Source organism: Shinella sp. 20P9.1.1 (genome assembly GCF_057798995.1).
This window is the reverse complement of record NZ_JBYOLC010000004.1, coordinates 22444-45327: the sequence shown is the minus strand read 5'-3', so window position 1 is coordinate 45327 and position 22884 is coordinate 22444. Positions and strand designations below refer to the sequence as shown.

At 63.9% G+C, this 22884-nt stretch carries 20 protein-coding genes; 9 read left to right on the top strand and 11 right to left on the bottom strand.

Annotation, left to right across the window (positions count from 1 at the left end; translation table 11 throughout):
• Positions 1-9 precede the first annotated feature (9 nt).
• The 9 genes from AC27VQ_RS08255 to AC27VQ_RS08215 all read right to left on the bottom strand — a co-directional run bounded on the left by AC27VQ_RS08255 (position 10) and on the right by AC27VQ_RS08215 (position 8995).
• A complete protein-coding gene (locus AC27VQ_RS08255; protein ID WP_488715903.1) occupies positions 10-930 on the bottom strand; it encodes an ABC transporter permease in 921 nt (306 codons plus the stop codon).
• Complete coding sequence (locus AC27VQ_RS08250) at positions 930-1778, bottom strand: ABC transporter permease (protein ID WP_313527544.1); 849 nt, start codon at positions 1776-1778, stop codon at positions 930-932. Before AC27VQ_RS08250 ends, AC27VQ_RS08255 begins: the two co-directional genes overlap by 1 nt.
• Entirely contained in the window at positions 1778-2362 is a 585-nt protein-coding gene (locus AC27VQ_RS08245) for an ANTAR domain-containing response regulator (protein WP_488715902.1), read from the bottom strand. Before AC27VQ_RS08245 ends, AC27VQ_RS08250 begins: the two co-directional genes overlap by 1 nt.
• Positions 2359-3495, bottom strand: coding sequence for a transporter substrate-binding protein (locus AC27VQ_RS08240; protein WP_488716160.1), 1137 nt, complete (start codon positions 3493-3495; stop codon positions 2359-2361). The genes AC27VQ_RS08245 and AC27VQ_RS08240 overlap by 4 nt, the downstream gene beginning before the upstream one ends.
• Before the next feature lie 533 nt (positions 3496-4028).
• A complete protein-coding gene (locus tag AC27VQ_RS08235; RefSeq protein ID WP_488715901.1) occupies positions 4029-4787 on the bottom strand; it encodes an ABC transporter ATP-binding protein in 759 nt (252 codons plus the stop codon).
• A complete protein-coding gene (locus AC27VQ_RS08230) occupies positions 4784-5593 on the bottom strand; it encodes an ATP-binding cassette domain-containing protein (protein ID WP_488715900.1) in 810 nt (269 codons plus the stop codon). Before AC27VQ_RS08230 ends, AC27VQ_RS08235 begins: the two co-directional genes overlap by 4 nt.
• Complete coding sequence (locus AC27VQ_RS08225) at positions 5590-6447, bottom strand: ABC transporter permease (protein ID WP_488715899.1); 858 nt, start codon at positions 6445-6447, stop codon at positions 5590-5592. The genes AC27VQ_RS08230 and AC27VQ_RS08225 overlap by 4 nt, the downstream gene beginning before the upstream one ends.
• Positions 6444-7394, bottom strand: coding sequence for an ABC transporter permease (locus AC27VQ_RS08220; RefSeq protein WP_488716159.1), 951 nt, complete (start codon positions 7392-7394; stop codon positions 6444-6446). The genes AC27VQ_RS08225 and AC27VQ_RS08220 overlap by 4 nt, the downstream gene beginning before the upstream one ends.
• A gap of 98 nt (positions 7395-7492) precedes the next feature.
• Entirely contained in the window at positions 7493-8995 is a 1503-nt protein-coding gene (locus AC27VQ_RS08215; RefSeq protein WP_488715898.1) for an ABC transporter substrate-binding protein, read from the bottom strand.
• A 191-nt stretch (positions 8996-9186) separates the two neighbouring features.
• Between AC27VQ_RS08215 and AC27VQ_RS08210 the strand changes: the two genes are divergently transcribed.
• The 3 genes from AC27VQ_RS08210 to AC27VQ_RS08200 all read left to right on the top strand — a co-directional run bounded on the left by AC27VQ_RS08210 (position 9187) and on the right by AC27VQ_RS08200 (position 12475).
• Complete coding sequence (locus AC27VQ_RS08210; RefSeq protein ID WP_488715897.1) at positions 9187-10401, top strand: M24 family metallopeptidase; 1215 nt, start codon at positions 9187-9189, stop codon at positions 10399-10401.
• Positions 10402-10549: 148 nt separating this feature from the next.
• Complete coding sequence (locus AC27VQ_RS08205; RefSeq protein ID WP_488715896.1) at positions 10550-11719, top strand: ATP-grasp domain-containing protein; 1170 nt, start codon at positions 10550-10552, stop codon at positions 11717-11719.
• Positions 11720-11722: 3 nt separating this feature from the next.
• Positions 11723-12475 carry an esterase family protein gene (locus AC27VQ_RS08200; protein WP_488715895.1) on the top strand — a complete coding sequence of 251 codons (753 nt, stop codon included), beginning with the start codon at positions 11723-11725 and terminating at the stop codon, positions 12473-12475.
• A 38-nt stretch (positions 12476-12513) separates the two neighbouring features.
• On the opposite strand, the gene AC27VQ_RS08195 is transcribed toward AC27VQ_RS08200, so the two are convergent.
• Entirely contained in the window at positions 12514-13011 is a 498-nt protein-coding gene (locus AC27VQ_RS08195; protein ID WP_488715894.1) for an Lrp/AsnC family transcriptional regulator, read from the bottom strand.
• A 128-nt stretch (positions 13012-13139) separates the two neighbouring features.
• Between AC27VQ_RS08195 and AC27VQ_RS08190 the strand changes: the two genes are divergently transcribed.
• The gene (locus tag AC27VQ_RS08190) at positions 13140-15542 is read left to right on the top strand and encodes a transketolase-like TK C-terminal-containing protein (protein ID WP_488715893.1); all 2403 of its coding nucleotides are present in this window, start codon (positions 13140-13142) and stop codon (positions 15540-15542) included.
• A gap of 60 nt (positions 15543-15602) precedes the next feature.
• Here the strand turns inward: AC27VQ_RS08190 and AC27VQ_RS08185 are convergent, their stop codons facing one another.
• Positions 15603-16085 carry an Lrp/AsnC family transcriptional regulator gene (locus AC27VQ_RS08185; protein ID WP_117369771.1) on the bottom strand — a complete coding sequence of 161 codons (483 nt, stop codon included), beginning with the start codon at positions 16083-16085 and terminating at the stop codon, positions 15603-15605.
• A gap of 303 nt (positions 16086-16388) precedes the next feature.
• Here AC27VQ_RS08185 and AC27VQ_RS08180 point away from each other — a divergent pair, with 303 nt between their 5' ends.
• The 5 genes from AC27VQ_RS08180 to AC27VQ_RS08160 all read left to right on the top strand — a co-directional run bounded on the left by AC27VQ_RS08180 (position 16389) and on the right by AC27VQ_RS08160 (position 22656).
• A complete protein-coding gene (locus AC27VQ_RS08180; protein WP_488715892.1) occupies positions 16389-17522 on the top strand; it encodes a trans-sulfuration enzyme family protein in 1134 nt (377 codons plus the stop codon).
• A gap of 102 nt (positions 17523-17624) precedes the next feature.
• On the top strand, positions 17625-19184 hold the full coding sequence (locus AC27VQ_RS08175) for an ABC transporter substrate-binding protein (RefSeq protein ID WP_488715891.1): 1560 nt from the start codon (positions 17625-17627) through the stop codon (positions 19182-19184).
• A 45-nt stretch (positions 19185-19229) separates the two neighbouring features.
• Positions 19230-20177, top strand: a complete 948-nt coding sequence (locus AC27VQ_RS08170; RefSeq protein WP_421590342.1) for an ABC transporter permease — start codon at positions 19230-19232, stop codon at positions 20175-20177.
• A gap of 5 nt (positions 20178-20182) precedes the next feature.
• Complete coding sequence (locus AC27VQ_RS08165; protein ID WP_488715890.1) at positions 20183-20998, top strand: ABC transporter permease; 816 nt, start codon at positions 20183-20185, stop codon at positions 20996-20998.
• Positions 20999-21006: 8 nt separating this feature from the next.
• The gene (locus AC27VQ_RS08160; RefSeq protein WP_488715889.1) at positions 21007-22656 is read left to right on the top strand and encodes an ABC transporter ATP-binding protein; all 1650 of its coding nucleotides are present in this window, start codon (positions 21007-21009) and stop codon (positions 22654-22656) included.
• Positions 22657-22884 lie beyond the last annotated feature (228 nt).

Sequence of the window (22884 nt, the reverse complement as noted above, 5' to 3'; positions counted from 1 at the left end):
TTTTTGGTTTCAATGCGAACGGATGCGTGGATCGATCATCGGCGCGATCAGATCGGCGACGAGATTGCCGACGATGATGGCAAAGGCCGAGGTGAGCGTGACGCCCATGATGATGGGAATGTCGACCTGCTGGATCGCCTGCCAGGCCAGCTGGCCGATGCCCGGCCAGCCATAGACCGCCTCGACCACCACGACGCCGCCCATGAACTGGCCGATATCGATGCCGATCATCGCGACGATGGGCAGGATGGCGTTGGGCAGCGCATGGCGCAGCACGACGCGGCGGCCGGAAAGCCCCTTGGCGCGGGCGGTGCGGATGAAATCCTGGTTGAGGACGTCTATCATCGCCGAGCGCGCCATGCGCGCATACCAACCGGCCCCGAGAATACCGAGCGTCATGGCCGGCAGCACGACATGGGCCGCCGTGCCGTAGCCGCTCATCGGGAACCAGCCCAGCGTGGCGGCAAAGACATAGAGCAGGAGCAGCGCGACGACGAATTGCGGGGCGGAGACGCCGACGAAGGCGGAGGCCATGACGATGCGGTCAAGAGCGCCGCCACGGTTCAGCGCCGCGACGATGCCGAAGGTGAGGCCGAGCAGCACCTCGACGAAGATGCCGGCCGCCATCAGCGTCAGCGTCGCCGGCAGGCGGGCGGCGATCAGCGTCGCGACCTCGGTCTTCTGGGCATAGGAGCGTCCGAGATCGCCCTGGAGGAGATTGCCGAGATAGTGCAGGAACTGCGTGAGCAGCGGCTGGTCGAGGCCGAGTTCTCGGCGGATGTTCTCCACGGTCTGCGCGGTCGCGCTGCGGCCGGCCAGCATGCGCGCGGGATCGGCCGGCAGTGCATAGAGCAGCACGAAGGTGATGGCCGCCACGCCGAGCAGGATCAGGCAGGACTGCACGAGGCGTTTTGCCAGCAGCGTCGCCATCAGCCGCGGCCCCGCTGGGTCGGGTCGAGGATGTCGCGCAGCGCATCGCCCACCAGGTTGAAGGCGAGCGCCGTCAGCAGGATGACCGCGCCAGGGAAGAAGACGAGCCACGGAGCAGCCTGGAAATAACTCTGGCTCTCGAAGATGATGTTGCCCCAGGACGGCTGCGGCGGTTGCACGCCGATGCCGAGGAAGGAGAGCGTCGCCTCGAGCAGCACTGTCGTGGCGATGCCGAGCGTGCCCCAGACGATGGCGGTCGGCACGAGATGTGGCAGGACATGCAGCAGCACGATACGGGCATTGCCGGCACCGAGCGCCCGTTCGGCCATGATGAAATCCCGCTCCACCAGACCGCGCGTCTCCGTATAGACGATGCGCGCCACCTGCACCCAGTTGACCAGCGCGATCACCATGGCGACGATCCACAGGCTCGGCTTCAGAATGGCGGCGAGCACGATGGCGAGCAGCAGCGCGGGGAAAGCCATCATCAGGTCTGTGAAGCGCATCAGCAGCCCGCCGACCCAGCCACGCATGTAACCCGCGATGACGCCGACGAAGAGACCGATGGCAACCGCGATGCCATTGGCGACAAGACCGATGATCAACGAGGTACGCGCGCCATAAAGCAGGCGCGAAAGCAGGTCGCGCCCGAGCGTATCCGTGCCGAGCGTGAACTGTTCGCCGGGCGGCATCGGCGCACCTTCCAGCGTCAGGCCGTCGAACATCTGGTTATCGGGTTCGTAGGGCGCGAGCCATGGCGCGGCGATGGCCGCGAAGACGACAGCGAGCACAATGATCAGGCCGAAAACCGCGGCGGGCTGGCGGCATAATTCCTTCAGGACCCGCATCAACCGACCTCGCGCAGGGTTTCGGAACCGCCGAGGAAGACGGCGGCAAGCTGTTCGATGGGCATGCGGCGGCGCATGGCGCCGTCACGCAGGATGGCATAGGCCTTCTCGTCATCGATGTGCCGCTCGGCCTTGAGACGGACGATGGCAGCGAAGACGATGGGCCTGAGCTTCAGCCGCTCTTCGAGATGGGCGATGCGACGGCTTGCTTCCATCCGCTCGGCATGGATGGAAACGGCAAGCACCAGCGCCGGATAGACGGCGGAGGCCGCGACCGGCTTCGGGATGATCGCGCCGGCACCGTGGCGCAGCGCAAAGGAGATGCGGCCCGGTGCTTCCGACCCGAGCAGCGCCACCACCGGGCAGGCCGGCGCGGCATCGGAAAAGGGCAGAAGCTCGTCCCAGCCGCGATCGGCGTCGATCAGGACCAAATCCGGCAGGTCGGCCGCCGCAAGCGGCGTCCACTGGATGGAGACTGATATGCCGAGCAGACCGAGCTGGCGGCGCAGGCGATCCGTGTTGCTATCCGCCTCGCTGAGGATAACGGCGCGCCAGCCGGTGAAATTCGGGGTCCTCGTCGTCATGACACGACCCTCAAGCGCGGTGCCGGCTTGCTGGATGTACCCGTCAGATAGGGGTCGGCGGCGAGTGCCGGCGTGGAGGCGATGACATCGAAGCCGCGGCGATCGTTGATACGGCCGAGCAGGAAGGGAAGTGCCGCATGATTGGTCGCCGCATCGACCCGCATGGCGCCGAACAGCGACGGCCAGTCGCGGGCGAGAACTTCTGTGCGCACACGCTCCGGCGCATCGGAACCGGCGGCCTCGATGGCGGCGATGCACAAGCTGACGGCCGTATAGGCGCTGGCAAAAAGGCTGGAGACGACACGCTCGCCGCCGTTCCAGGCCGCCAGCCGAGCCTTGAAAGCCTTGTTATCAGGCGTGTCGAGCGTATCGAAATAGGAGGCGGCGCAGAGCTGGCCGAGGGCGGCACCGTCTCTGATATCGCCGAGTTCGCATTCCTGCAGGTCGCAGCTGGCGACCGGGCAGTTTTCCGGCAGGAAGGCCGGGTCGCGCTCGCCGAGTTCGCGCATCGCGGCGAGGAAAGCGTAGCTCGACGGTCCCACGAGATTGTTCAGCACGAAGCTCGGCCGCTTCTCGGCGATATCGGCGACGATGCGCTCGACGGCGGTTTCCTCCAGCGGCAGATAGCGCTCGCCGAGCACCGTGCCGCCGGCATTGTGGATGAGCTCGCGCGCCAGCCGGTTCATCTCCCAGCCCCAGACATAGTTCGCGCCGACGAGATAGGGCCGCGCGCCATGCCGCGGCAGCAGATAGTCGAAGAGCGGGATCAGGTGCTGGTTCGGGCAGCCGCCGATATAGATGACGTTCTCGTTCGCCTCGAAACCCTCGTAAGGGCACATGTACCAGAGCAGGCCATCGTGCTTCTCGACGAGCGGAATGACCTCCTTGCGCGCCGAAGAGGTGATGGTGCCGACGATATGCCGGCAGCCATGATCCCGAATGAGGCTGCGCGCGCCCTCCAGATAGGCCGAGAGATCGGCGCGCGGATCGAAGAACACCGGCTCGATCTCGGACCCGCCACGGGCACGATAATCGTGAAAGGCGAATTCCGCGCCGGCATGCGCATCCCGCCCCATCGCCCCATAGGGTCCGGAGGTCGAATAGAGGATGCCGATCTTCACGCTTTCCTGCATCAGCCACCAAAACGAAAAGCCCACAGCGGGAAGCCCCGGAAACCGGGCCGCTGTGGGCGCTATTGCCCTTCGACAAACGAAGTCATGTGAGACGGCGGGATAACAATTCCCGCATATTGCAAAGGATTGAAATACGCTCGGTCGGTCTTTGTCAAGAACCTGTCAGGCACCAAGCGGCTGGCCGAGCAGATGCGCCCCTATCCTGCCAACGGTGCTTTCGAAAACCGCGAGCACCGGCAGGCCTTAAAATCACGGCGCTCGGAACATACACTCCAAAAGCACTGCGACGACCACTGCAGGCCAATACAAACGGTGATGGCAGGCGAAAATACCTGAAATCACGACAAAAACTTGAGCACTTGAAACGCACCGAGCCGCATCATTTTTTCAATCGCTGCGCGGGCGACGAAACCTCGCAAGTGTGCTACCGTTCATCTTAGCCTCGTCGTCCAAGGCCCGGTTCTGCGTGTGGAGGCCGAAACCTCAGGAAATCTCTTTGCCGTCCGATGAAAAGCGGGGACGGTTCGCCCCATCTAGCCGGCCAGCGAGCCCGGCATCCTTGGCGTGCTGGCAAGGAGTTTCCTGGTATAGGGATGCATGGGGCGGGCAAGGATTTCCCGGGTCGGGCCTTGCTCGACGATCCTGCCTTTTTCCAGCACCACCAGTCTTTGGCACAGCAGAGCCACGAGGGCGATATCGTGCGAAACGACGATAAAAGTCATTCGTTCAGAAAGCGCGCGCAGCAGATCGATGATGCGGGTGCGCGTGGTCAGATCCAGGGCACTCACCACTTCGTCGGCGATGATCAGGTCGGGTTTCGCGACGATTGCCCGCGCGATGGCGATCCGCTGGCGCTGGCCGCCGGAAAATTCGTGGGGGTAGCGCACGGCGGCATCGGCGGGCAGATCGACATCCTTGAGGGCCTGCATTACCGCCGCGGCGATGTCGGTGTCGACCTTGAGGGAGCGCAGCGGCTCCGCGATGATGTCAAAGACACGCTGGCGCGGATCGAGCGAGGAATAGGGATCCTGGAACACCGCCTGCACGTTGCGCCGGAAGCCACGCATGAAGGCGCGGTCGGACGTATCGAGGGAATTGCCGCGAAATGCGATCGCACCCGTGGAGGCACGCTCCAATCCGAGCAAAAGTTTCAGCAAGGTCGTCTTGCCGGAGCCGGATTCCCCAACGATGCCGAGATTGTCGCCGGCGGTCACGGTAAGGTCGATACCATGCAGCACCGGCTTCGTCTTCGTGTAGCCGAAGGAAACACTGGAGAGGTCGAGCAGCGTCACAGGGTGGTCTCCAGGGCTTTGTCAAAGGCGCGAGCGGCCGCGACCAAACCTTGCGTATAGGGATGGGCGGGATGCTCGAAGAGCGGACCGACCAGGCCGGCCTCGATCAGCTCGCCATGGCGCATCACCAGCGCCCGCTCCGCGATGGTGGCGACGACCGGCAGGTCGTGACTGATGAACAGAAGCCCCATACCCTCGTCACGCACCAGCCCCTCAAGCAATTTTAGCACCTCGGCCTGGGTAGTGACGTCGAGCGCCGTCGTCGGCTCGTCCGCGATCAAAAGTTTCGGCCGGCAGGCAAGCGCCATGGCAATGGCCGCGCGCTGACGCTGCCCGCCGGAAACGCCATGCGGATAGGCTCGTGCGATGCGCTCGGGCTCCGGCAGAGCGACACGGTCGAGAAGCGTGAGGACACGCGTTCGCACCTCGCTCTTTCTCAGCCTCTCGCCATCGCGGAAAGCACGGCGGCGCACCACCTCTCCGACCTGATCGCCGATCCGCATCAAGGGGTCGAGCGCGGTCATCGGCTCCTGGAACACGGCGGCGATGCTGACGCCGCGCAACGGCACGAGATCGCGGTCGCGCGCGCCGATCACCTGATGCCCGTCGAGGCGGATCGAGCCGCCGACGCGCATGGTGTCCGGCAAAAGGCCGAGCACGGCGAGCGCCGTCAGCGACTTGCCGGAGCCGGATTCGCCGATCAGACCGACCCGCTCCCCGGCGGCGATCGAGAAGGACACGCCGGAGACGAGCGTGCGCCCGGCGGTGCGGATTTCGAGGTTCTCGAGGGACAACAAGGCGCTCATCGGCTTTTCCTGCGGGTCGGGTCGGCGACGTCGCGCAGGCCGTCGGCGAACAGATTGAGGCCGATGACCAGCGAGACCAACGCAAGACCGGGGGCGATGGCGCCGAAGGGAGCGGTATAGACGGAGGCCTGCGCCTCCTGCAGCAGCCGTCCCCAGGAGGCATTCGGCGGCGGGGCACCCAGACCGAGATAGGAGAGCGACGCCTCGGCGATGACGGCAAGCCCGAACTGAAGCGCGAAATTGACGATCAGCGTCGGCCAGATATTGGGCAGGACATGAATGCGCACGATGGCGGGCCAGGAGGTGCCGGAAATCCGCGCGGCGGTGATGTAGTCCATCGCAAGAATGCGCTTGGCGAGGATACGCGTCAGCCGGGCGACGATGGCAGACCCGGCAATGCCGATGGCGAGGATCGCAGTACCGAGGCTTGCACCATCGCTGGAGGCGACGATCAGCATGGCGAGCAGCAGCGTCGGGAAGGCGATGAGAATGTCGAGGGCGGCGGCCAGCACATCGTCGAGCGTGCGCGTGGCAAAGGCGGCGAGCACGCCGACGGTGACGCCGATCAGCGCGCCGAGCACAACTGCGCCGCCGCCGACGACGAGCGCGATACGCGCGCCGATCATGATCTGGGTCATCAGGTCACGACCGAGCCGGTCCGTACCGGCCCAATGAAGGAACGACGGCCCCTCGAGCCGGCCGCCCATCATGTCGCCGACGCCATAGGGCGTCCAGACGAGCGAGAGCAGCGCCACAACGACATGAAGCCCCACCAGCAGGCCACCAACGACGAGCGGCCAGGGCAGCGCGGACTTTTGCGGCACGCGTGTGCCAAGCGTTTTGGGCACCGTCATGCCGCACCTCCGGCCATGCGGCCACGCAGGCGCGGATCGATCAGGCGCTGGAGGAGATCGGCGGCAAAGCCGAGCAGCAGGACCAGCAGCGTCGAGATAAAGAGCACGCCCTGCACATTGGGATAGTCGCGCTGCTCGATGCCGAGCAGCAGCATGGAGCCGAGGCCCGGCAGCGCAAAGACCCGCTCCACCACGACCGCACCGAGCAGCGTGGAGGCCAGCTCGATGCCGAGCACGGAAATCACCGGCACCGCGCCATTGCGGATGCCATGACGGATCAGCGCCTCGGAAAAGGTCGCTCCGAGCGCACGCGCCGTGCGCAGATAATCGCTGCCGAGTACGTCCTGGGTCGCCGAGCGCACATATCGGATCAGCGAAGCCGACATGACGATGGCGATGGTCGCGACCGGCAGGACGAGGGCCTGCAGGGCGGCGCCAGGCGATTGCCAGCCGCGCGAGGGAAATCCGCCGGAGGGGAAGAGCCGCAGATTGACCGCGAAGAGAGTGACAAGAAGGATGCCGATCCAAAACACCGGCACGGCGATACCAAGCTGCGAGACGACGGAGATCAGCCCGCCATACCAATGGTTCTGGCGCACCACCGAGAGGATGCCGAGCGGCACGGCGATCGCGACAGCAACGACGAAGGCGAGCAGCGTCAGCGGCACGGTAACGATAAGGCGCTTGCCGATCTCGGCCAGAACGGGCGCGCCCGAGACGAAGGAATTGCCGAGATCGAAGCGTGCCAGGCTGCCGACAAAGCGCAGGAACTGTTCATAGAGCGGCAGGTCCGAGCCAACCTGCTTGCGCGCCGCCTCGATCTGCGCCGCATCCGCACCGACGGAGACCAGCGCGTTCGCAGGATCGCCCGGCAGGAGGCGCAGCAGCACGAAGAGGATGACGGCAGCAATGACGACCGACAGCAGCAGAATGGCCGAGCGGCGGATTATGTAGGAAAATATGGTGGTTACCTCTCACAAGCGCGGACGCCGCCTGAAAATAGGTCAGGCGGCGTCCGGTGTCGAGCTTGCCCTTGCGGGGCCGCTTATTCCGCCTTGGTAATATCGTAGGCGAAGAACTGCGAATTGAGACCGTTCACCGGGTAACCGCTGACCGTCGCCTTCGACACGACGATCTGCGGATAGAGGTAGAACCAGTTGCTGGCCGCATCTTCCGCGATGAGCGTGTTGGCTTCCTTCAGCTTCTCGGTCTGCTCGGCCTCCGTGGCGCTCGCTTCGGCCTGCTTGATCAAGTCGACGACCTTGGGATTGTTGTAGCCCCAGTAGAAGTCGGGATTGCCGTAGAAGACGATGTCGCGATGGTTGACGTGTTCCTGCAGCGTCGCCTGGAAATCGTGCGCCTTGTAGATCTTCGTGTACCACTCGTTGGCGGTGATCACGTTGATCTCGACCTTGACGCCGATCTTGGCCAGTTCGCTCTGGATGAACTGCGCGGCGATCGGGTGCGGATCGTAGTTCGGCGTATCGATGGTGAAGGTGAAACCATCGGGATAACCGGCTTCCTTCAGCAGGGCCTTGGCGCTTTCCGGGTCATAGGCGTCGGTCTTGGTGAGATCGGCATACCACGGATCGGTCGGCGGCACGAAGGAGCCGATCAGCGTGCCGTAGTCGCCCCAGACGGCCTTCAGCAGCTTCTCGTCGTCGATGGCGCGGGCGAGCGCCTTGCGCACCTTCACATTGTCGAAGGGAGCGACGCGGTCGTTATAGGCGAGCAGCAGCTTCGTCGTCGACTTGCCTTCGCTGACGGTGAATTCCGGGTTGTCCTTGAACTGCGCCAGCGAATCCGGGCTCTGCACGGAGGTGATGATATCGACCGAGCCGGTGAGCAGCGCATTGTTCAGCGCCGTTGCCTCGGTGAAATACTGGAAGACGACCTCGCCATTCTTCGGCTTCGCGCCCCAGTATTTGTCGAAGCGGGCCAGCGCCAGCGACGAGCCGCGGCGCCATTCCTGCAGCGCATAGGGACCGGTGCCGTCTTCCTTCGCCTGGAAATCCGTCGCCTCGTCATTGGCGATCCAGACATAGCTGAGGTTATAGGGCAGCGAGATCGAGCGGGACGCGAGCTTCACCACGACCGTCGCGTCGTCAGGCGTTTGGATGCCGGCGATGGACTTCAGGCTGTTCTTGCGCGAGCTCTTGGAGGCCTCGGCCGTCACGCGTTCGATGGAGAATTTCACGTCCTTCGCGGTGAGCGGCGCGCCGGAATGGAAGGTGACGCCCGGCTGCAGCGTGAACGTATAGGTCAGGCCGTCCTCGCTGACCTTGGTGTCCTTGGCAAGAACCGGCTCGACCGCGCCCGCATCCGTCAGGCGGAACAGCGCTTCATAGACATTGCCGTTGAAGGCTTCGTTGATGCCCTGGCCCGCACCCGCCGTGTTGTCGAGGTTCTGCGGCTCGTAGAGCGAACCGATATTGATCGTGGCGTCCGGATTGGCCTCCTGGGCCAGCGCGGGGCTAAGGATCCCGGCGGCAAGGACGGCGGCAAGCGCCGTCGTCAGCGCCCGGTTGCGGATTTTGGAACCGCTCATGTCATTCTCCTGTTTGGCGATCGCCGTCTGCCGGCGTTCTGATGCCGATTGTAGTTGCCCTTGCGGGAGCATGACATCCTCGCCCACTCCAATTTGCGGAAATTAAAGGGAATTGTCTTTCAACGAAGGCTAAATCCATGGATAGTTTTCGCGCCCGCGATGCGGCCATTACATAAGAGCATGAGGACGAAATGAGCGAGATCGATCGCGCAAGAGCGGAAAAGCTGCTGGCAGCGGAAGGGCTGGAGGGCATGGTCCTCTTTCGGCCGGAGGCGTTTCGCTATGCAACCGGCCTTGCCGCCGGGGTCGCGACGATGTGGGGCCGTGCCGGCTCGGCCATCGCGCTGGTTCCCGCCGATGCGGACGCGCCGCTCGCCGCCGTCATGAGCGACCATGCCGCCGGCAATGCCCGCCCCATCGATATCCGCACGCACCGCATCTGGATCGACGGCATCACCGTCACGAACGCCACATCCATCGAGCAGGTCGATGCCGCCTACCGCGCCGTCGGCAACACCGGCCCCCGGCCGGAGACGTTTGACCAGGACACCTGTTTCCACCTGCTCGCCGATCTGCTTGCCGAACGCGGGCTCTTGCGCGCCACGCTCGGCGTCGATCTCGATTTCATGCCGGCCGCCGATTTCGCGCGATTGAAGAGCCTGCTGCCCGATATAGACTGGCAGGATGCTTCCGACGTACTGCGGCGGTTGCGCCTCATCAAGAACCCGCGCGAGATCGAACGGCTGCGCCGGGCAGCCGCCTGCGCCGAGGCCGGGTTGGAAAACCTCGCCCAGGCTGCCCGCCTCGGCCTGCGCGCCGCCGATCTTTCGGCCGCCTGGCTTTCCGGCGCGCGGAACGAAGCGGCGCGCAACGGGCACGCGCTCTCGGGCCACTGGGACTACATTTCCGTCGGCGCCGACCTTCAGAATGCCGGCGCGGCGCTCGGCGACGGAGACCTCATCAAGGCCGATGTCGGCACGCTGGTCGATGGCTACTCCTCCGACGGCGCCCGCACCTTCGTCTGGGGCAAGCCCTCGCCGCTTGCCGCCGATATCTACAAGGCGCTGCTGGAAACCTTCCTGGCCGGTGTCGAGACCTTGCGGCCCGGTCGGCGTTTCGGCGAGGTGCACGAAGCCATGCTCGCCACCATGCGCCGCCACGGCTTCAAGGAATACTATCGCGGCCATTTCGGCCACTCCGTGGGTGCTGCCGCCGGCATCGAGGAATGGCCATTCCTCTCGCATGGCAATGCCATCGTCATCGAGCCCGACATGGTTCTGGCATTGGAAGCACCTTTCTATGCCAATGGCATCGGCGCGCTGATGATCGAGGAACAGTTCCTCATCACGAAGGACGGCGCTCAGACCATGAACAGGCTATCGCGCGAACTCGTCTCGCTCGGCTAGGGCCGTTCCCACGCGACAGCGAGGACATCAGGACGCCGGTGCGTGCAAACGACGGGCTTGCGTTTGCATCCGGCTTCTTTACCCTCTGCCTTGACTAATATGCGTCAGGGGTTGGTCGCCCGTCACAGCTCCCAGGAGTCCGGTCCTCGTGAAGCTCGTCTATTTCTCTCCGCACTTTCCCACCAACGGCACCGATTTTTGCGATCGCCTGCATCAGGCCGGTGCGACGGTTTTCGGGATCGGCGATGCGCCATACGATCATCTGGCCCCAAGACTGAAAGCCGCGCTGAGCGAGTATTATCGCATCCCCGACATGGAAGATGGTGATCAGGTGCTGCGCGCCATGGGTCATTTCATCCATCGCTGGGGCCGTATCGACCGCTTCGAATCCCTCAACGAACACTGGCTGGAACAGGACGCCGCGATCCGCACGGATTTCAACATCCCCGGCATCCGCAGCGAATTCGTCGAGAATCTGAAGCACAAGTCCAAAATGAGCGCCTTCTTCAAGAAGGCGGGCGTCCAGACGATCCGGCAGCACAAATATGTCGACCGCGCCGGCGTGGAAGCGTTCATCGCCGACATCGGCTACCCGATCGTGATCAAGCCGGACCAGGGCTCGGGCGCCAGCAACACGGTGAAGGTATGCGACGACAGGGACCTCGACGCCTTCGAGACAACGAAGCTGCCGGGCGTGACCTACGTCGCAGAAGAATTCATCGACGGCATCGTGCTCACCTATGACGGCCTGGTCGACCGCGATGGCCAAGTCGTCTTCGCCGCCAGCCATCGCTTCGAACAGAGCATTATGGAGGTGGTCAATACCAACTCCCATCTCAACTACTATTGCCTGCCGTTCGTCGACCCCGAAGTGGAGGCCGCCGGGTGCGCGGCGGTGAAATCGTTCGGTATCCGGGAAAAATTCTTCCATATCGAATTCTTCCAGACCCGCGCCGACAACCGCATCGTGGCGCTGGAGATCAACATGCGTCCGCCGGGCGCCTGGATGACCGACGCCATCAACTATTCATACGACATGGACATCTATCGCGCGTGGGCGCAGATGGTCGTGAACAACAAGGTCGGCGGACCGTTCACCGGGCGGTACTATACGGGCTATGCCAGCCGGAAAAACCATATCCGCTATGTGAACGATCATCAGGCCATTCTCGCCGCCCATGGCGACAGGATCGTGCATTTTGCGCCGATCGAGGACGTGTTCAGCCGGGCCATGGGCAATTTCGCCTATCAGTTCCGCTCGGAAGATTTTGACGAGGTGAAAGCCATTGTGCGCTTCATCCAGGATGTGGAGCGTTAAGACGTGCAGGTCGAGTATCACAAGCGTTTCAGCCATCATCTCGGGCGCGATATGGAGTTCAAAACCTACGGCCATGCCGGCCGTCCGGTGCTGGTCTTTCCGACCTCCAACGGCCGCTTCTACCAGTACGAGGATTCCGGCGGCGTCAATGCGCTCGCCGACCGGATCGAAGCCGGCGAACTCCGGCTCTGGACCGCGGATGGCATCGATGGCGAGAGCTTCTTTTCCAACGGCCATGACCTCGCAGCCAGGATCGGAAGGCACGAAGCCTATTTCCGCTACATCAACGAGGAATTGCTACCGGAGATCCTTGCCATCGGGGAACGCGCGCCCATCCTGTCGGGCTGCTCGATGGGCGCCTTTCACGCCAGCAATTTCCTGTTCCGCTTTCCCGACCGCGCCGCAGGCGTGATCGCGCTGAGCGGGGTCTATTCCACCCGGCATTTCTTCGGCAGCGCGCTGGATGGCCAGATCTACTTCAACTCGCCGGTGAACTATCTGGCCGGCTTGCCGGATAGCGACCTGCTGGACCGGATCCGATCGCGCCGCCTGTTCTTCTGCTGCGGTCAGGGCGCCTGGGAGGAGCCGATGATCGAAGACACGCGCCATCTGGAGGCTGTTCTGCGAGAGAAAAACATTCCCGCCTGGGTCGATTTCTGGGGCACGGATGCCAGCCACGACTGGCCCTGGTGGCACAAGCAGATCGCTTATTTCTTCGACAAATGGCTTGAGGACGACCGGTTCAGGCCGCTTTAACGGCACCTTTGCTTAGACGTCGCCCCGATCAATCGCGCTCAAGCGCCCTTGCCCTTGAGATGCCCGGTCGGGAGGGCCGTCGTGTATTTGATCTGGCTCAGCGCAAAGCTGGACCGGATGTTGGCGACGCCGGGAATGAGGGTCAGAAAATCGACCACTAGCGCCTGGAATTTCGCAAGGTCCTCGACGACGACGCGCAGCATGTAATCCGCTTCGCCCGTCATCAGATAACATTCGACGATCTCGGGTTTCGTGCGGATCGCCGCATTGAAGACATCGAGGGACTGCCGGTCCTGCTGCTTCAGCGAGACCTGCACGAAAACATTGACGGCAAGACCGAGCGCCGGCGCATCGACCAACGCCACCGTTCCCTTTATGACGCCGCTCTCCTTCAACTCGTTGACGCGTCGCCAACAGGGCGAGGCCGATAGCCCGACGGCCTCGGCCAGATCGGAAATGCTCATCTCGGCATTGTCCTGCAACAGGTCGAGAATGCGAATGGAGGCGGGATCGAGTATGGACTTGGAGGCAGGCATGATTGACCGGAAAAATAGAGAATATCGGTAATTTCATTCGCAATTTCCGCAAAGGCCGTCAACTGAGATCAGATTTTCCCGGAAAGCCGCGTTAATTTACCTGCCAATGCAGTGAGGAGGAGACGCTGATGACGGAACCGGCTTTGACGCCAGAAACCCTGGCCCGCCTGAAGGAGCTGGAACGGCAGATCCTGTGGCATGCCTGCTGGATGATCCACAATGCCAACCACCTGCGCGAAAAGGGCGAGGTGAAAGTCGGCGGCCATCAGGCCTCCTCGGCGTCGCTCGCCTCGATCATGACCGCGCTCTACTTCCATGTGCTCAGGCCGGAAGACCGCGTCGCCGTCAAGCCGCATGCCTCGCCGGTCTTCCATGGCATCCAGTACCTCATGGGCAACCAGACGCGCGAGAAACTGGAAAACTTCCGCGGCTTCGGCGGCGCGCAATCCTATCCGAGCCGCACCAAGGATATCGACGACGTCGATTTCTCCACCGGCTCCGTCGGGCTGGGCGTGGCGATCACCGCCTTCGCCTCCATCGTGCAGGACTACATCGCCGCGAAGTCGTGGTCGAAGGATCGGCCGCAGGGCCGCATGATCGCGCTGGTCGGCGATGCCGAACTCGACGAAGGTAACATCTACGAATGTCTTCAGGAGGGCTGGAAACACGACCTGCGCAACACATGGTGGGTGATCGACTACAACAGGCAGAGCCTCGACGGCGTGGTGCGCGAAGGCCTCTGGCAGCGCATCGAAGGCATTTTCACCGCCTTCGGCTGGGACGTGAAGGTGCTGAAATACGGCGCACTGCAGGAAGCGGCCTTCAGGGAGCCGGGCGGGACCGCATTGCGCGACTGGATCGACCGCTGCCCGAACCAGCTCTATTCGGCGCTGACCTTCCAGGGCGGCGCCGCCTGGCGCAAGCGGCTGACCGACGAGATCGGCCACGAACCGGGTGTTGCCGGCCTTCTCGCCGCCCGCAGTGACGAGGCGCTTTCCGACCTGATGAACAATCTCGGCGGCCATTGCCTGGAAACGCTGATCCGTACCTTCGAGAGCATCGATCACGACCGCCCGACCGTCTTCGTCGCCTATACGATCAAGGGCTGGGGCACGCCGCTCGCCGGTCACAAGGACAACCATGCCGGCCTGATGACCAAGGCGCAGATGGAGCTGTTCCAGGGCCGCGTCGGCGTCGCGCCCGGCCGGGAATGGGAGACGTTCGGCGCAATTCCTTCGCCTGAACCGGCGAGGGCGTTCCTGAAGACCGTGCCATTCTTCACCAGGGGCACCCGGCGCTTCGCCTCCCCCGCTTTGCCTTCCGCAGGCCCCGTCTTCCTCGACGATCGCGAATTGTCGACCCAGGCCGGTTTCGGCAAGGTCCTCGATGCACTGGCAAAGCGTGACGATGCCCTTTCGGCCCGCATCGTCACCACCGCACCCGACGTCACGGTCTCGACCAATCTCGGCCCCTGGGTCAACCGCCGCGGCCTCTTCGCCCGCGAGCGGCAGGCCGACACGTTCCGCGACGAACAGGTGCCCTCGGTCCAGAAATGGGAATTCGGCCCGGCCGGCCAGCATATCGAGCTTGGCATTGCCGAGATGAACCTCTTCCTGCTGCTCGGCGCCGCCGGCCTTTCCCATCAGCTGTTCGGCGAGCGCCTGCTGCCGATCGGCACCGTCTACGATCCCTTCGTGGCGCGCGGCCTCGATGCGCTGAACTATGCCTGCTATCAGGATGCGCGCTTCATGATCGTCGGCACGCCCTCGGGCGTGACGCTGGCGCCGGAGGGCGGCGCGCACCAGTCCATTGGCTCGCAGCTGATCGGCATGAGCCAGGACGGGCTGGCGAGTTTCGAGCCCGCCTATCTCGACGAGCTGTCCGTCATCATGGACTGGTCCTTCGACTATATGCAGCGCGACGGCGAAGGCACGCATGACACGCGCACCTGGCTGCGCGACGGCACCGGCGGCTCGGTCTATCTGCGCCTGACGACCCGGCCGCTGGAGCAGATCGCGCTGCGCCGCGAGGATCCCGCCTTCCGGCAGGGCGTGATCGACGGCGCCTACTGGCTGCGTGCGCCCTCCGCTCGCACCCGCATCGTTCTGGCCTATCAGGGCTGCGTCGCGCCGGAAGTGCTGATGGCGGCCGGAAGACTGGCCGAGCGTCACGGCGACATCGCCGTGCTCGCCGTCACCTCCGCCGACCGGCTCAATGCCGGCTGGACGGCCGCGCAACGCGCCCGCCGGCAGGGCGACACCACCGCCCGCAGCCATATCGAGGCGCTGTTTAACACCGTCTCGCGCAGCGCGAGCCTGATCACCGTCACCGATGGGCACCCCGCGACGCTCGGCTGGCTGGGATCCGTGGAAGGGCACCGGACGATCTCGCTCGGCGTCGAACATTTCGGCCAGACCGGCACGATCGCCGATCTCTACGCGCATTTCGGCATCGACACCCAGGCGATCATCGAAGCGGCGGAGTCCGTCGCGCGGCGGGACGCCGGCCCGCGGCAAGCCAGCGCCGGCTGAAACGGCCGGAAACAACGACGAAAAGGGCGGTGTCCACGGCACCGCCCTTTTTCGTTCGGGTCAGGTCTCGTCGAAGAGATAGACGGGATTGAGCTTCACGCGCTGCGCCACCGTGATCGAGCGGTAGGTCTTGATGATCGGGCACCGCCGCATGAATTCGCGGGTGACTTCGCGGAATTCGTCCATGTCGGCCACGGTGATGCAGGCGAGGATATCCGTATCGCCGGTGATCACGTCGCAGCATGACACATAGGGCGAGGTTCTCAGCACCTCGATGAGCTCGTTGAACATCTTCAGCTCGTGCGATGAGAGCGAGATCTCGATCCAGATCGCCATGCGGCGCTCGGCATAGGCGGGATTGACGAGCGAGACGTCGCCGGCGATCACGCCGGCATCGCGCAGCCGGTGAATGCGGCGATGGCAGGCCGGCTGGGATATGCCGACCTTGTCGGCAAGCTGCTGGAACGTGGACATGCTCGACTGCTGCAACAGGTTGAGCAGCTTGCGATCGATACGATCGAGGCTCACTTTCGACGAGGACATCACGCGCTCCAAACAACGGACCTGCTCTAAAGCATTTTACCGCCAAGTGAAATCACCTGGCGCAGGACAAATGCGGCAAACGGAAAGATAGCCGCGATCCCGTTTCCTGTGCCCCGAAATCCCGAAACCGACCGTTTCGAACGGGTGAGAGTTTTATGCGCAAAAGCCGTCGCGCGGTTATAAATTTCTCATCCAGAGCCGTGAGAACGAGAAATCCATCACCGGCAAGGGTGCCATACTCGCCTTGAAAACAGGATTGTCAGAGCGGCGATCCGGCTCCTTCAGGCTTGGTCACGGCTCCGCATGCGTCAATATATTCCCGATACGATCCTCGCCCAGGGCACCTGTCACGACCCGGATTCGACGGGCGCCGTCATTCCGCCGATCCATCTCGCCACCACTTTCCTGCGCCCACCGGAAGGCTACTCCGCCACGGGCTGGAGCTACAGCCGCTATGGGTATCCAGGGCTGGAGCAGCCGGAAACCACCCTGAAGGCGCTGGAAGGTGCTGCGGACTGCCGGCTGTTCAGCTCCGGCATGTCGGCCATGACCGCCGTGATGCTGGCGCTGAAGCCCGGCGCGCACTGCATCTTTCCCATCGACATGTATCACGGCATGCGGACCTGGCTGAAACGCTACGCCGCCCATTGGGGCATGCGGATCGAGCATGTCGACATGACAGACCTTGACGCCGTGCGCGCCGCGGTCGTTCCCGGGATAACCGCCATCGTCTGGGCCGAGACGCCGTCCAATCCACACTGGTATCTCTACGATCTCGCGGCCCTTGCCGACATCGCCCATGCCGCCGGCGCGCGGCTGGTGGTGGACAACACGGTCGCGACGCCGCTCCTGACGCAACCGCTCGCCTTCGGCGCCGACATCGTCGTGCACTCCGCCACCAAATATCTCAACGGCCACAGCGACGTGCTGGCCGGCGCGGCGATGACGGCGGCGACGGACGAATTCTGGGAGCGCGTCTGCTTCAACCGTGATTATCACGGCGGCATTCTCGGCCAGTTCCCCGCCGCGCTCCTGATGCGCGGCATGCGCACGCTGCACCTGCGCATCGAGCGCGCCAGCGAGAGCGCGATGGCCATCGCTAACGCCTGCCTCGATCACCCGCAGGTGGAGACGGTCTATTATCCCGGCCTACCCTCGCATCCCGGCCACGCGCTCGCCCTTTCCCAGATGACGGGCGGTTTCGGCGGCATGGTGTCGATCGTCGTCAAGGGCGGGCTGGAGGCAGCCGAGCGCGTGATGACGCGCACACGCATCTGGAAGCCCGCCACCTCGCTTGGCGGCGTCGAGAGCCTGATCGAGCGGCGCGCCGCCATCGAGGGCGCGGACTCGCATGTCGAGCCGGGCCTGCTGCGCCTTTCGGTCGGTGTGGAGGCCGTAAGCGACCTGATCGATGACTTGAAATCCGCGCTCGGTTGACGCGGCCGCCGCAAACCGGCACCTGCGCCGGGCGAACGGCGTCACACAAATTGCCTCGGCGGACCACCCGCCAACGGAACAGATGACAACGGGAGGAATGGAATGAAACGGATCGGTCAGCAATCGCGGCGCGATTTCTTGAAGGCGGCGGCGGCCCTCGGGCTTTCCGCCACGGCCGCGCCCTACATGGTGCGCTCCGCCTTCGCGCAGGAGACGCCCAAGAAGGGCGGAACCCTCAGGATCGGCATGCGCGGCGGCAGCACCACCGACACGCTGAACCCGACCTCCTACTCCAATGCGGTGCCGCTCCTCATCGGCTATGCCGTCATGAACGGCCTGATCGAGATCGACGAAAAGGGCGTGCCGCAGCCGGAACTGTTCGAAAGCTGGGAAATCGGCGCTGCGGCCAAGGAGTGGGTCTTCAACGTCCGCAAGGGCGTGACCTTCCACAACGGCAAGGACATGACTGCCGACGACGTGATCTATTCCCTCTCGCTGCACACCGGCAAGGACAGCAAGTCGCCCGCCGCCGGCGGCCTGAAGCATATCAGCGAGGTCCAGAAGCTCGGCACGCACCAGATCAAGATCGTGCTGTCGTCTTCCGACGTCGATCTGCACTATGCGCTGGCCGACTACCACCTTCTCGTCGTGCCGGAAGGCTTCACCGACTGGGCGAAACCGGTCGGCACCGGGGCCTTCACCGTCGAGAGCTTCGATCCGGGCGTGCGCTGCGTGCTCAGCAACACCGGTAACTACTGGAAAGCCGGCCGTGGCAATGTCGAGCGCATCGAGATCACCGTGGTCAACGACATCGTGCAGCGCATGAACGCGCTGGTGGCCGGCCAGGTCGACGTGATCAACGACGTCGACAAGCGCGCCGTCGATCTCTTCCGTGCAGCCCCCGGCATCGAGCTCGTACAGGCGCCCGGCGGCTGGCACACCATCATGGCGATGCAGAGCGACGTCGCGCCGTTCAACAATCCGGACTTCCGTCTTGCGCTGAAATATGCTTGCGACCGCGAGCAAATCCTTAACGCTCTGTTCAACGGCTTCGGGCGGATCGGCAACGACCATCCGATCCCGGTTTCGGACCCGTTCTTCAATGCGGCCCTGCCTCAGCGTGCTTTCGATCTCGACAAGGCGAAGTTCCACCTGAAGAAATCCGGTCTTGCCGACACCACCATCACGCTTTCGGCCTCCGACGCTGCCTATGTCGGCGCCGTCGACATGAGCGTGCTGTTCCAGGCCTCCGCCGCCAAGGCCGGCCTGACGATCGATGTGAAGAAGGAGCCGCATGACGGCTTCTGGAGCAATGTCTGGCTGAAGGCGCCGTTCTGCACCTCCTACTGGGCCGGCCGCGCCTCGGCGACCGACATGCTGGCTTCCGCCTACTATTCCGGTGCAAGCTGGAACGAGACGCACTGGAAGAACGACACCTTCGACCAGCTTCTCGCCGCCGCCAAGGCCGAAGTGGACGAGGCCAAGCGCAAGACGATCATCGGCGACATGCAGACCATGCTGTCCGACGATGGCGGCGCACTGATCCCCGTGTTCTCCGACTGGCTCGATGCGCATCGCTCGCATGTGAAGGGGCATACGCCGCACACGCAGTTCGATCTTGCCAACGGCCGGCTGTGCGAAAAGGTCTGGCTCGACGCCTGATCCGGCCGCGCCGCATAACAGGCCGTACAACAAGAAGGGGGAACCGTGCTCAATCTCGTGCTCAAACGGGCGGCACTCGGGCTGATAACCTTGTGGGCCGCATCCGTGCTGATCTTCGCCGGCACCCAGATCCTTCCGGGGGATCTGGCCCAGGCGGTGTTGCAGAACAATGCGACCCCCGAGAACGTCGCCGCGCTGCGCGAGGAACTCGGCCTCGACCGGCCGGCCGTGGAGCGCTACGCCGAGTGGCTCGGCAATGCGGTGCACGGCGATCTCGGCACGTCCCTCGTCAACCATCGCGACGTGGCGCAGGATCTTGCGCCGCGTCTCTACAACACGTTCTTCCTGGCGCTTTACGCCGCGATGATTGCCGTTCCACTGTCCGTCGGGCTCGGCGTGCTTGCCGCCGCCTGGCAGGGCAGCGCCTTCGACAGCGCGGCCAATGCCGTGACGCTGCTTGCCATCTCGCTACCGGAATATTTCCTCGGCTACCTGCTGATCAAATGGGTGGCGGTGCAGTGGGGCCTCTTCCCGGTGCTGGCGAGCGTGACACCCGAGACATCCTTCACTGAACGGCTCTACATGACCTTCCTGCCGATGCTGACGCTCGTTCTGGTCATCATGGCGCATATCATGCGCATGACGCGCGCCTCGGTGATCTCGGTCATGTCCAACCCCTATATCGAGATGGCCGTTCTCAAAGGGCTGGCGAAATGGCGCGTCGTGGTCGAGCACGCCTTGCCCAATGCGCTGGCGCCGATCATCAACGTGGTCGCGCTCAACCTCGCCTATCTCATCGTCGGCGTGGTGGTGATCGAGGTCGTGTTCGTCTATCCGGGTCTCGGCCAGTCCATGGTGGACGCCGTTTCCAAGCGCGACGTTCCGGTCGTGCAGGCTTGCGGCCTGATCTTCGCCGCCGTCTTCATATCGCTCAACATGATCGCGGACATCCTGGCCATCGTCAGCAATCCGCGCCTGCGGCATCCGAGGTAACACCCATGCGGCTTTTCGGTCATAAGATGCCGCTCAAGGCGCAAATCGGCCTTGCCATCGTCGTCATCAACGCGCTTGCGGCCCTCCTCGTCCCCGTCATCGCCCCCTATCCGGAAGCGGAAGTGGTCGGGCGCGCCTGGGCAAGCCCCACCGCCGCCCACTGGCTCGGCCTCGACAATCTCGGGCGCGACGTGCTCTCGCGCCTGCTCTACGGCGCGCGGCTTTCCATCGGCCTTTCGCTGCTGATCACCGCGCTCTCCTTCTCGCTCGGCGTGTTCGGCGGCTTTTCCGCCGCCGTGCTCGGTAAGACGGCGGACATGGTGCTCTCGCGCATCGTCGACCTGCTTCTGTCGATGCCCGCCCTGATCTTCGCCATGGTCGTGCTCTCGGTCCTCGGCACCGACCTCGTCGTGCTCGTCGTGACGATCTGCCTGCTCGACGCCACCCGCATCTTCCGCGTCAGCCGGGCGCTGGCGATGAATATCGTCGCGCTGGATTTCGTCGAGGCCGCAAGGCTGCGCGGCGAAGGCCTGTGGTGGATCGTGCGCCGGGAAGTACTGCCCAATGCCGTGCTGCCGCTCGTCGCCGAATTCGGGCTACGCTTCTGCTTCACCTTCCTCTTCATCTCGGCCCTGAGCTTCCTCGGCCTTGGCATCCAGCCGCCCAGCGCCGACTGGGGCAGCATGGTGAAGGACTATTCGGCCATGATCATGCTTGGCGTCCCCACGGTCTTCTATCCGGCTGGTGCCATCGCCCTCCTGACCATCGGCATCAACCTCGTGGTCGACTGGCTGACCTCGAAAACCGCAGCCGAACATTGAGAACCGCTATGAACGACAGGCAACGGGATACGACACTGCTGGACGTGCAAGGCCTGCGCATCGAGGCGGCCACCTCGTCAGGTGCCGCGGTTCTGGTCGAAAACGCCAGCTTCACGCTGAAACGCGGCGAGGTTCTCGGCCTCATCGGCGAATCCGGCGCCGGCAAATCGACCATCGGCCTCGCCAGCATGAACTATACGCGAACCGGCTGCGCAATCACCGCCGGGCGGATCCTCTTCGACGGCCGCGACATCCTGGACCTCTCCGAACGCGAGGGACGCGCCCTGCGCGGCGCGCGGATCGCCTATATCGCGCAGAGCGCGGCTGCTTCGTTCAATCCGGCGCTGACCATAGGCCGGCAGGTCTGCGAGGTGGCGATACGCCACAAGCTCCTGGGCAAGGCCGAGGCCAAGCAGCGCGCGACGAACCTGTTCCGCGCGCTGGAGCTGCCCGACCCGGAAACCTTCGGCAACCGCTACCCGCACCAGGCCTCCGGCGGCCAATTGCAGCGCGCCATGGCCGCGATGGCGATGATCACCGAACCGGACCTGCTGGTCTTCGACGAACCCACCACCGCGCTCGACGTCACCACCCAGGTGGAAGTGCTGGCCGCTTTCCGCAAGCTCATCCGCGACCGCGGAACCGCCGCGCTCTACATCACCCACGACCTCGCCGTCGTCGCCCAGATCGCCGACCGCATCATGGTGCTCCGGCACGGCAAGACGGTCGAAACGGGGACTGCCGACGATATCCTGCAAAACCCGCAGGAGACCTATACGAAACAGCTTGTCGCCGAGCGCGCCGCCGCCATGACCGGGCATTTCATTACCGATAATCACGCGGGAGAAGCGCCGGTCCTCAGCCTGAAAGCCGTCGTAGCGAGCTATAGCGGCCTGAACCGTGCCGTCAGCGATGTCAGCCTTGAGCTGAAGCGTGGCGAAACACTGGCCATCGTCGGCGAATCCGGTTCCGGCAAGAGCACGCTGGCGCGCGTCGTCGTGGGCCTGCTGCCGCGCGAAAGCGGCGACATCCACTTCAAGGGCCAGAGCCTGCCGCCGGCGCTGCACGAGCGCTCGCGCGATACGTTGCGGCGCATCCAGATGATCTACCAGATCCCGGATCTCGCGCTGAACCCGAAGCAGACCCTGCTGGAGATCATCGGCCGGCCGATCGAATTCTATCTCGGCAAATCGAAGGAAGAGGTGCGGGAGCGGGTGCTGGCGCTTCTGCGCCAGATCGAGCTTCCGGAAAGCTATCTCCTGCGCAGGCCGCCGGCCCTGTCGGGCGGCCAGAAACAGCGTGTCTGCATCGCCCGGGCACTTGCAGCGGAACCCGATGTCGTCATCTGCGACGAGGTCGTCTCGGCGCTCGATCCGCTGGTCGCTGAAGAGATCCTCAACCTCTTGCGCAAATTACAGGAAACACTCGGCCTCGCCTATCTCTTCATCACCCACGATCTGGGCACCGTGCGGCGCATCGCCAACCAGGTCGCCGTCATGCGCAAGGGCGAAGTTGTCGCCTATGGCGAGACGCAAAAAATCTTCTCGCCACCCTATCATCCCTATACGGAACTACTGCTCTCCTCCGTCCCCGAGATGCGCTCCAACTGGCTCGACGGGCTCCTTGCGGCGCGCAAGCAGACGTCCAATGCCTTATGAACAATCTCCGCTCATCCGGAGTTTGGTCCGTGCAACGGCTTTTAAATATGCCGTGCGACACCAGCAACTCAGAGAAGGCACGCCAAGTGAAGCTTACAGCTCGAATCCTTCGGCGACACCAAGCTTATCAGCCGTTCGAAAGCGCTAGTAACGGTGGCCTTCATTAACAAGTTTGAAACAAAACACTGCAGAAACGACTTCGCCGTTCGACCTGACAGGGCCTTATTT

Bases quoted from the DNA above. Each gene is read 5' to 3' on its own strand.
- AC27VQ_RS08255 (WP_488715903.1), bottom strand. From the start codon at position 930: ATGGCGACGCTGCTGGCAAAACGCCTCGTGCAGTCCTGCCTGATCCTG.
- AC27VQ_RS08250 (WP_313527544.1), bottom strand. From the start codon at position 1,778: ATGCGGGTCCTGAAGGAATTATGCCGCCAGCCCGCCGCGGTTTTCGGC.
- AC27VQ_RS08245 (WP_488715902.1), bottom strand. From the start codon at position 2,362: ATGACGACGAGGACCCCGAATTTCACCGGCTGGCGCGCCGTTATCCTC.
- AC27VQ_RS08240 (WP_488716160.1), bottom strand. From the start codon at position 3,495: ATGCAGGAAAGCGTGAAGATCGGCATCCTCTATTCGACCTCCGGACCC.
- AC27VQ_RS08230 (WP_488715900.1), bottom strand. From the start codon at position 5,593: ATGAGCGCCTTGTTGTCCCTCGAGAACCTCGAAATCCGCACCGCCGGG.
- AC27VQ_RS08225 (WP_488715899.1), bottom strand. From the start codon at position 6,447: ATGACGGTGCCCAAAACGCTTGGCACACGCGTGCCGCAAAAGTCCGCG.
- AC27VQ_RS08215 (WP_488715898.1), bottom strand. From the start codon at position 8,995: ATGAGCGGTTCCAAAATCCGCAACCGGGCGCTGACGACGGCGCTTGCC.
- AC27VQ_RS08210 (WP_488715897.1), top strand. From the start codon at position 9,187: ATGAGCGAGATCGATCGCGCAAGAGCGGAAAAGCTGCTGGCAGCGGAA.
- AC27VQ_RS08195 (WP_488715894.1), bottom strand. From the start codon at position 13,011: ATGCCTGCCTCCAAGTCCATACTCGATCCCGCCTCCATTCGCATTCTC.
- AC27VQ_RS08190 (WP_488715893.1), top strand. From the start codon at position 13,140: ATGACGGAACCGGCTTTGACGCCAGAAACCCTGGCCCGCCTGAAGGAG.
- AC27VQ_RS08185 (WP_117369771.1), bottom strand. From the start codon at position 16,085: ATGTCCTCGTCGAAAGTGAGCCTCGATCGTATCGATCGCAAGCTGCTC.
- AC27VQ_RS08180 (WP_488715892.1), top strand. From the start codon at position 16,389: ATGCGTCAATATATTCCCGATACGATCCTCGCCCAGGGCACCTGTCAC.
- AC27VQ_RS08175 (WP_488715891.1), top strand. From the start codon at position 17,625: ATGAAACGGATCGGTCAGCAATCGCGGCGCGATTTCTTGAAGGCGGCG.
- AC27VQ_RS08165 (WP_488715890.1), top strand. From the start codon at position 20,183: ATGCGGCTTTTCGGTCATAAGATGCCGCTCAAGGCGCAAATCGGCCTT.
- AC27VQ_RS08160 (WP_488715889.1), top strand. From the start codon at position 21,007: ATGAACGACAGGCAACGGGATACGACACTGCTGGACGTGCAAGGCCTG.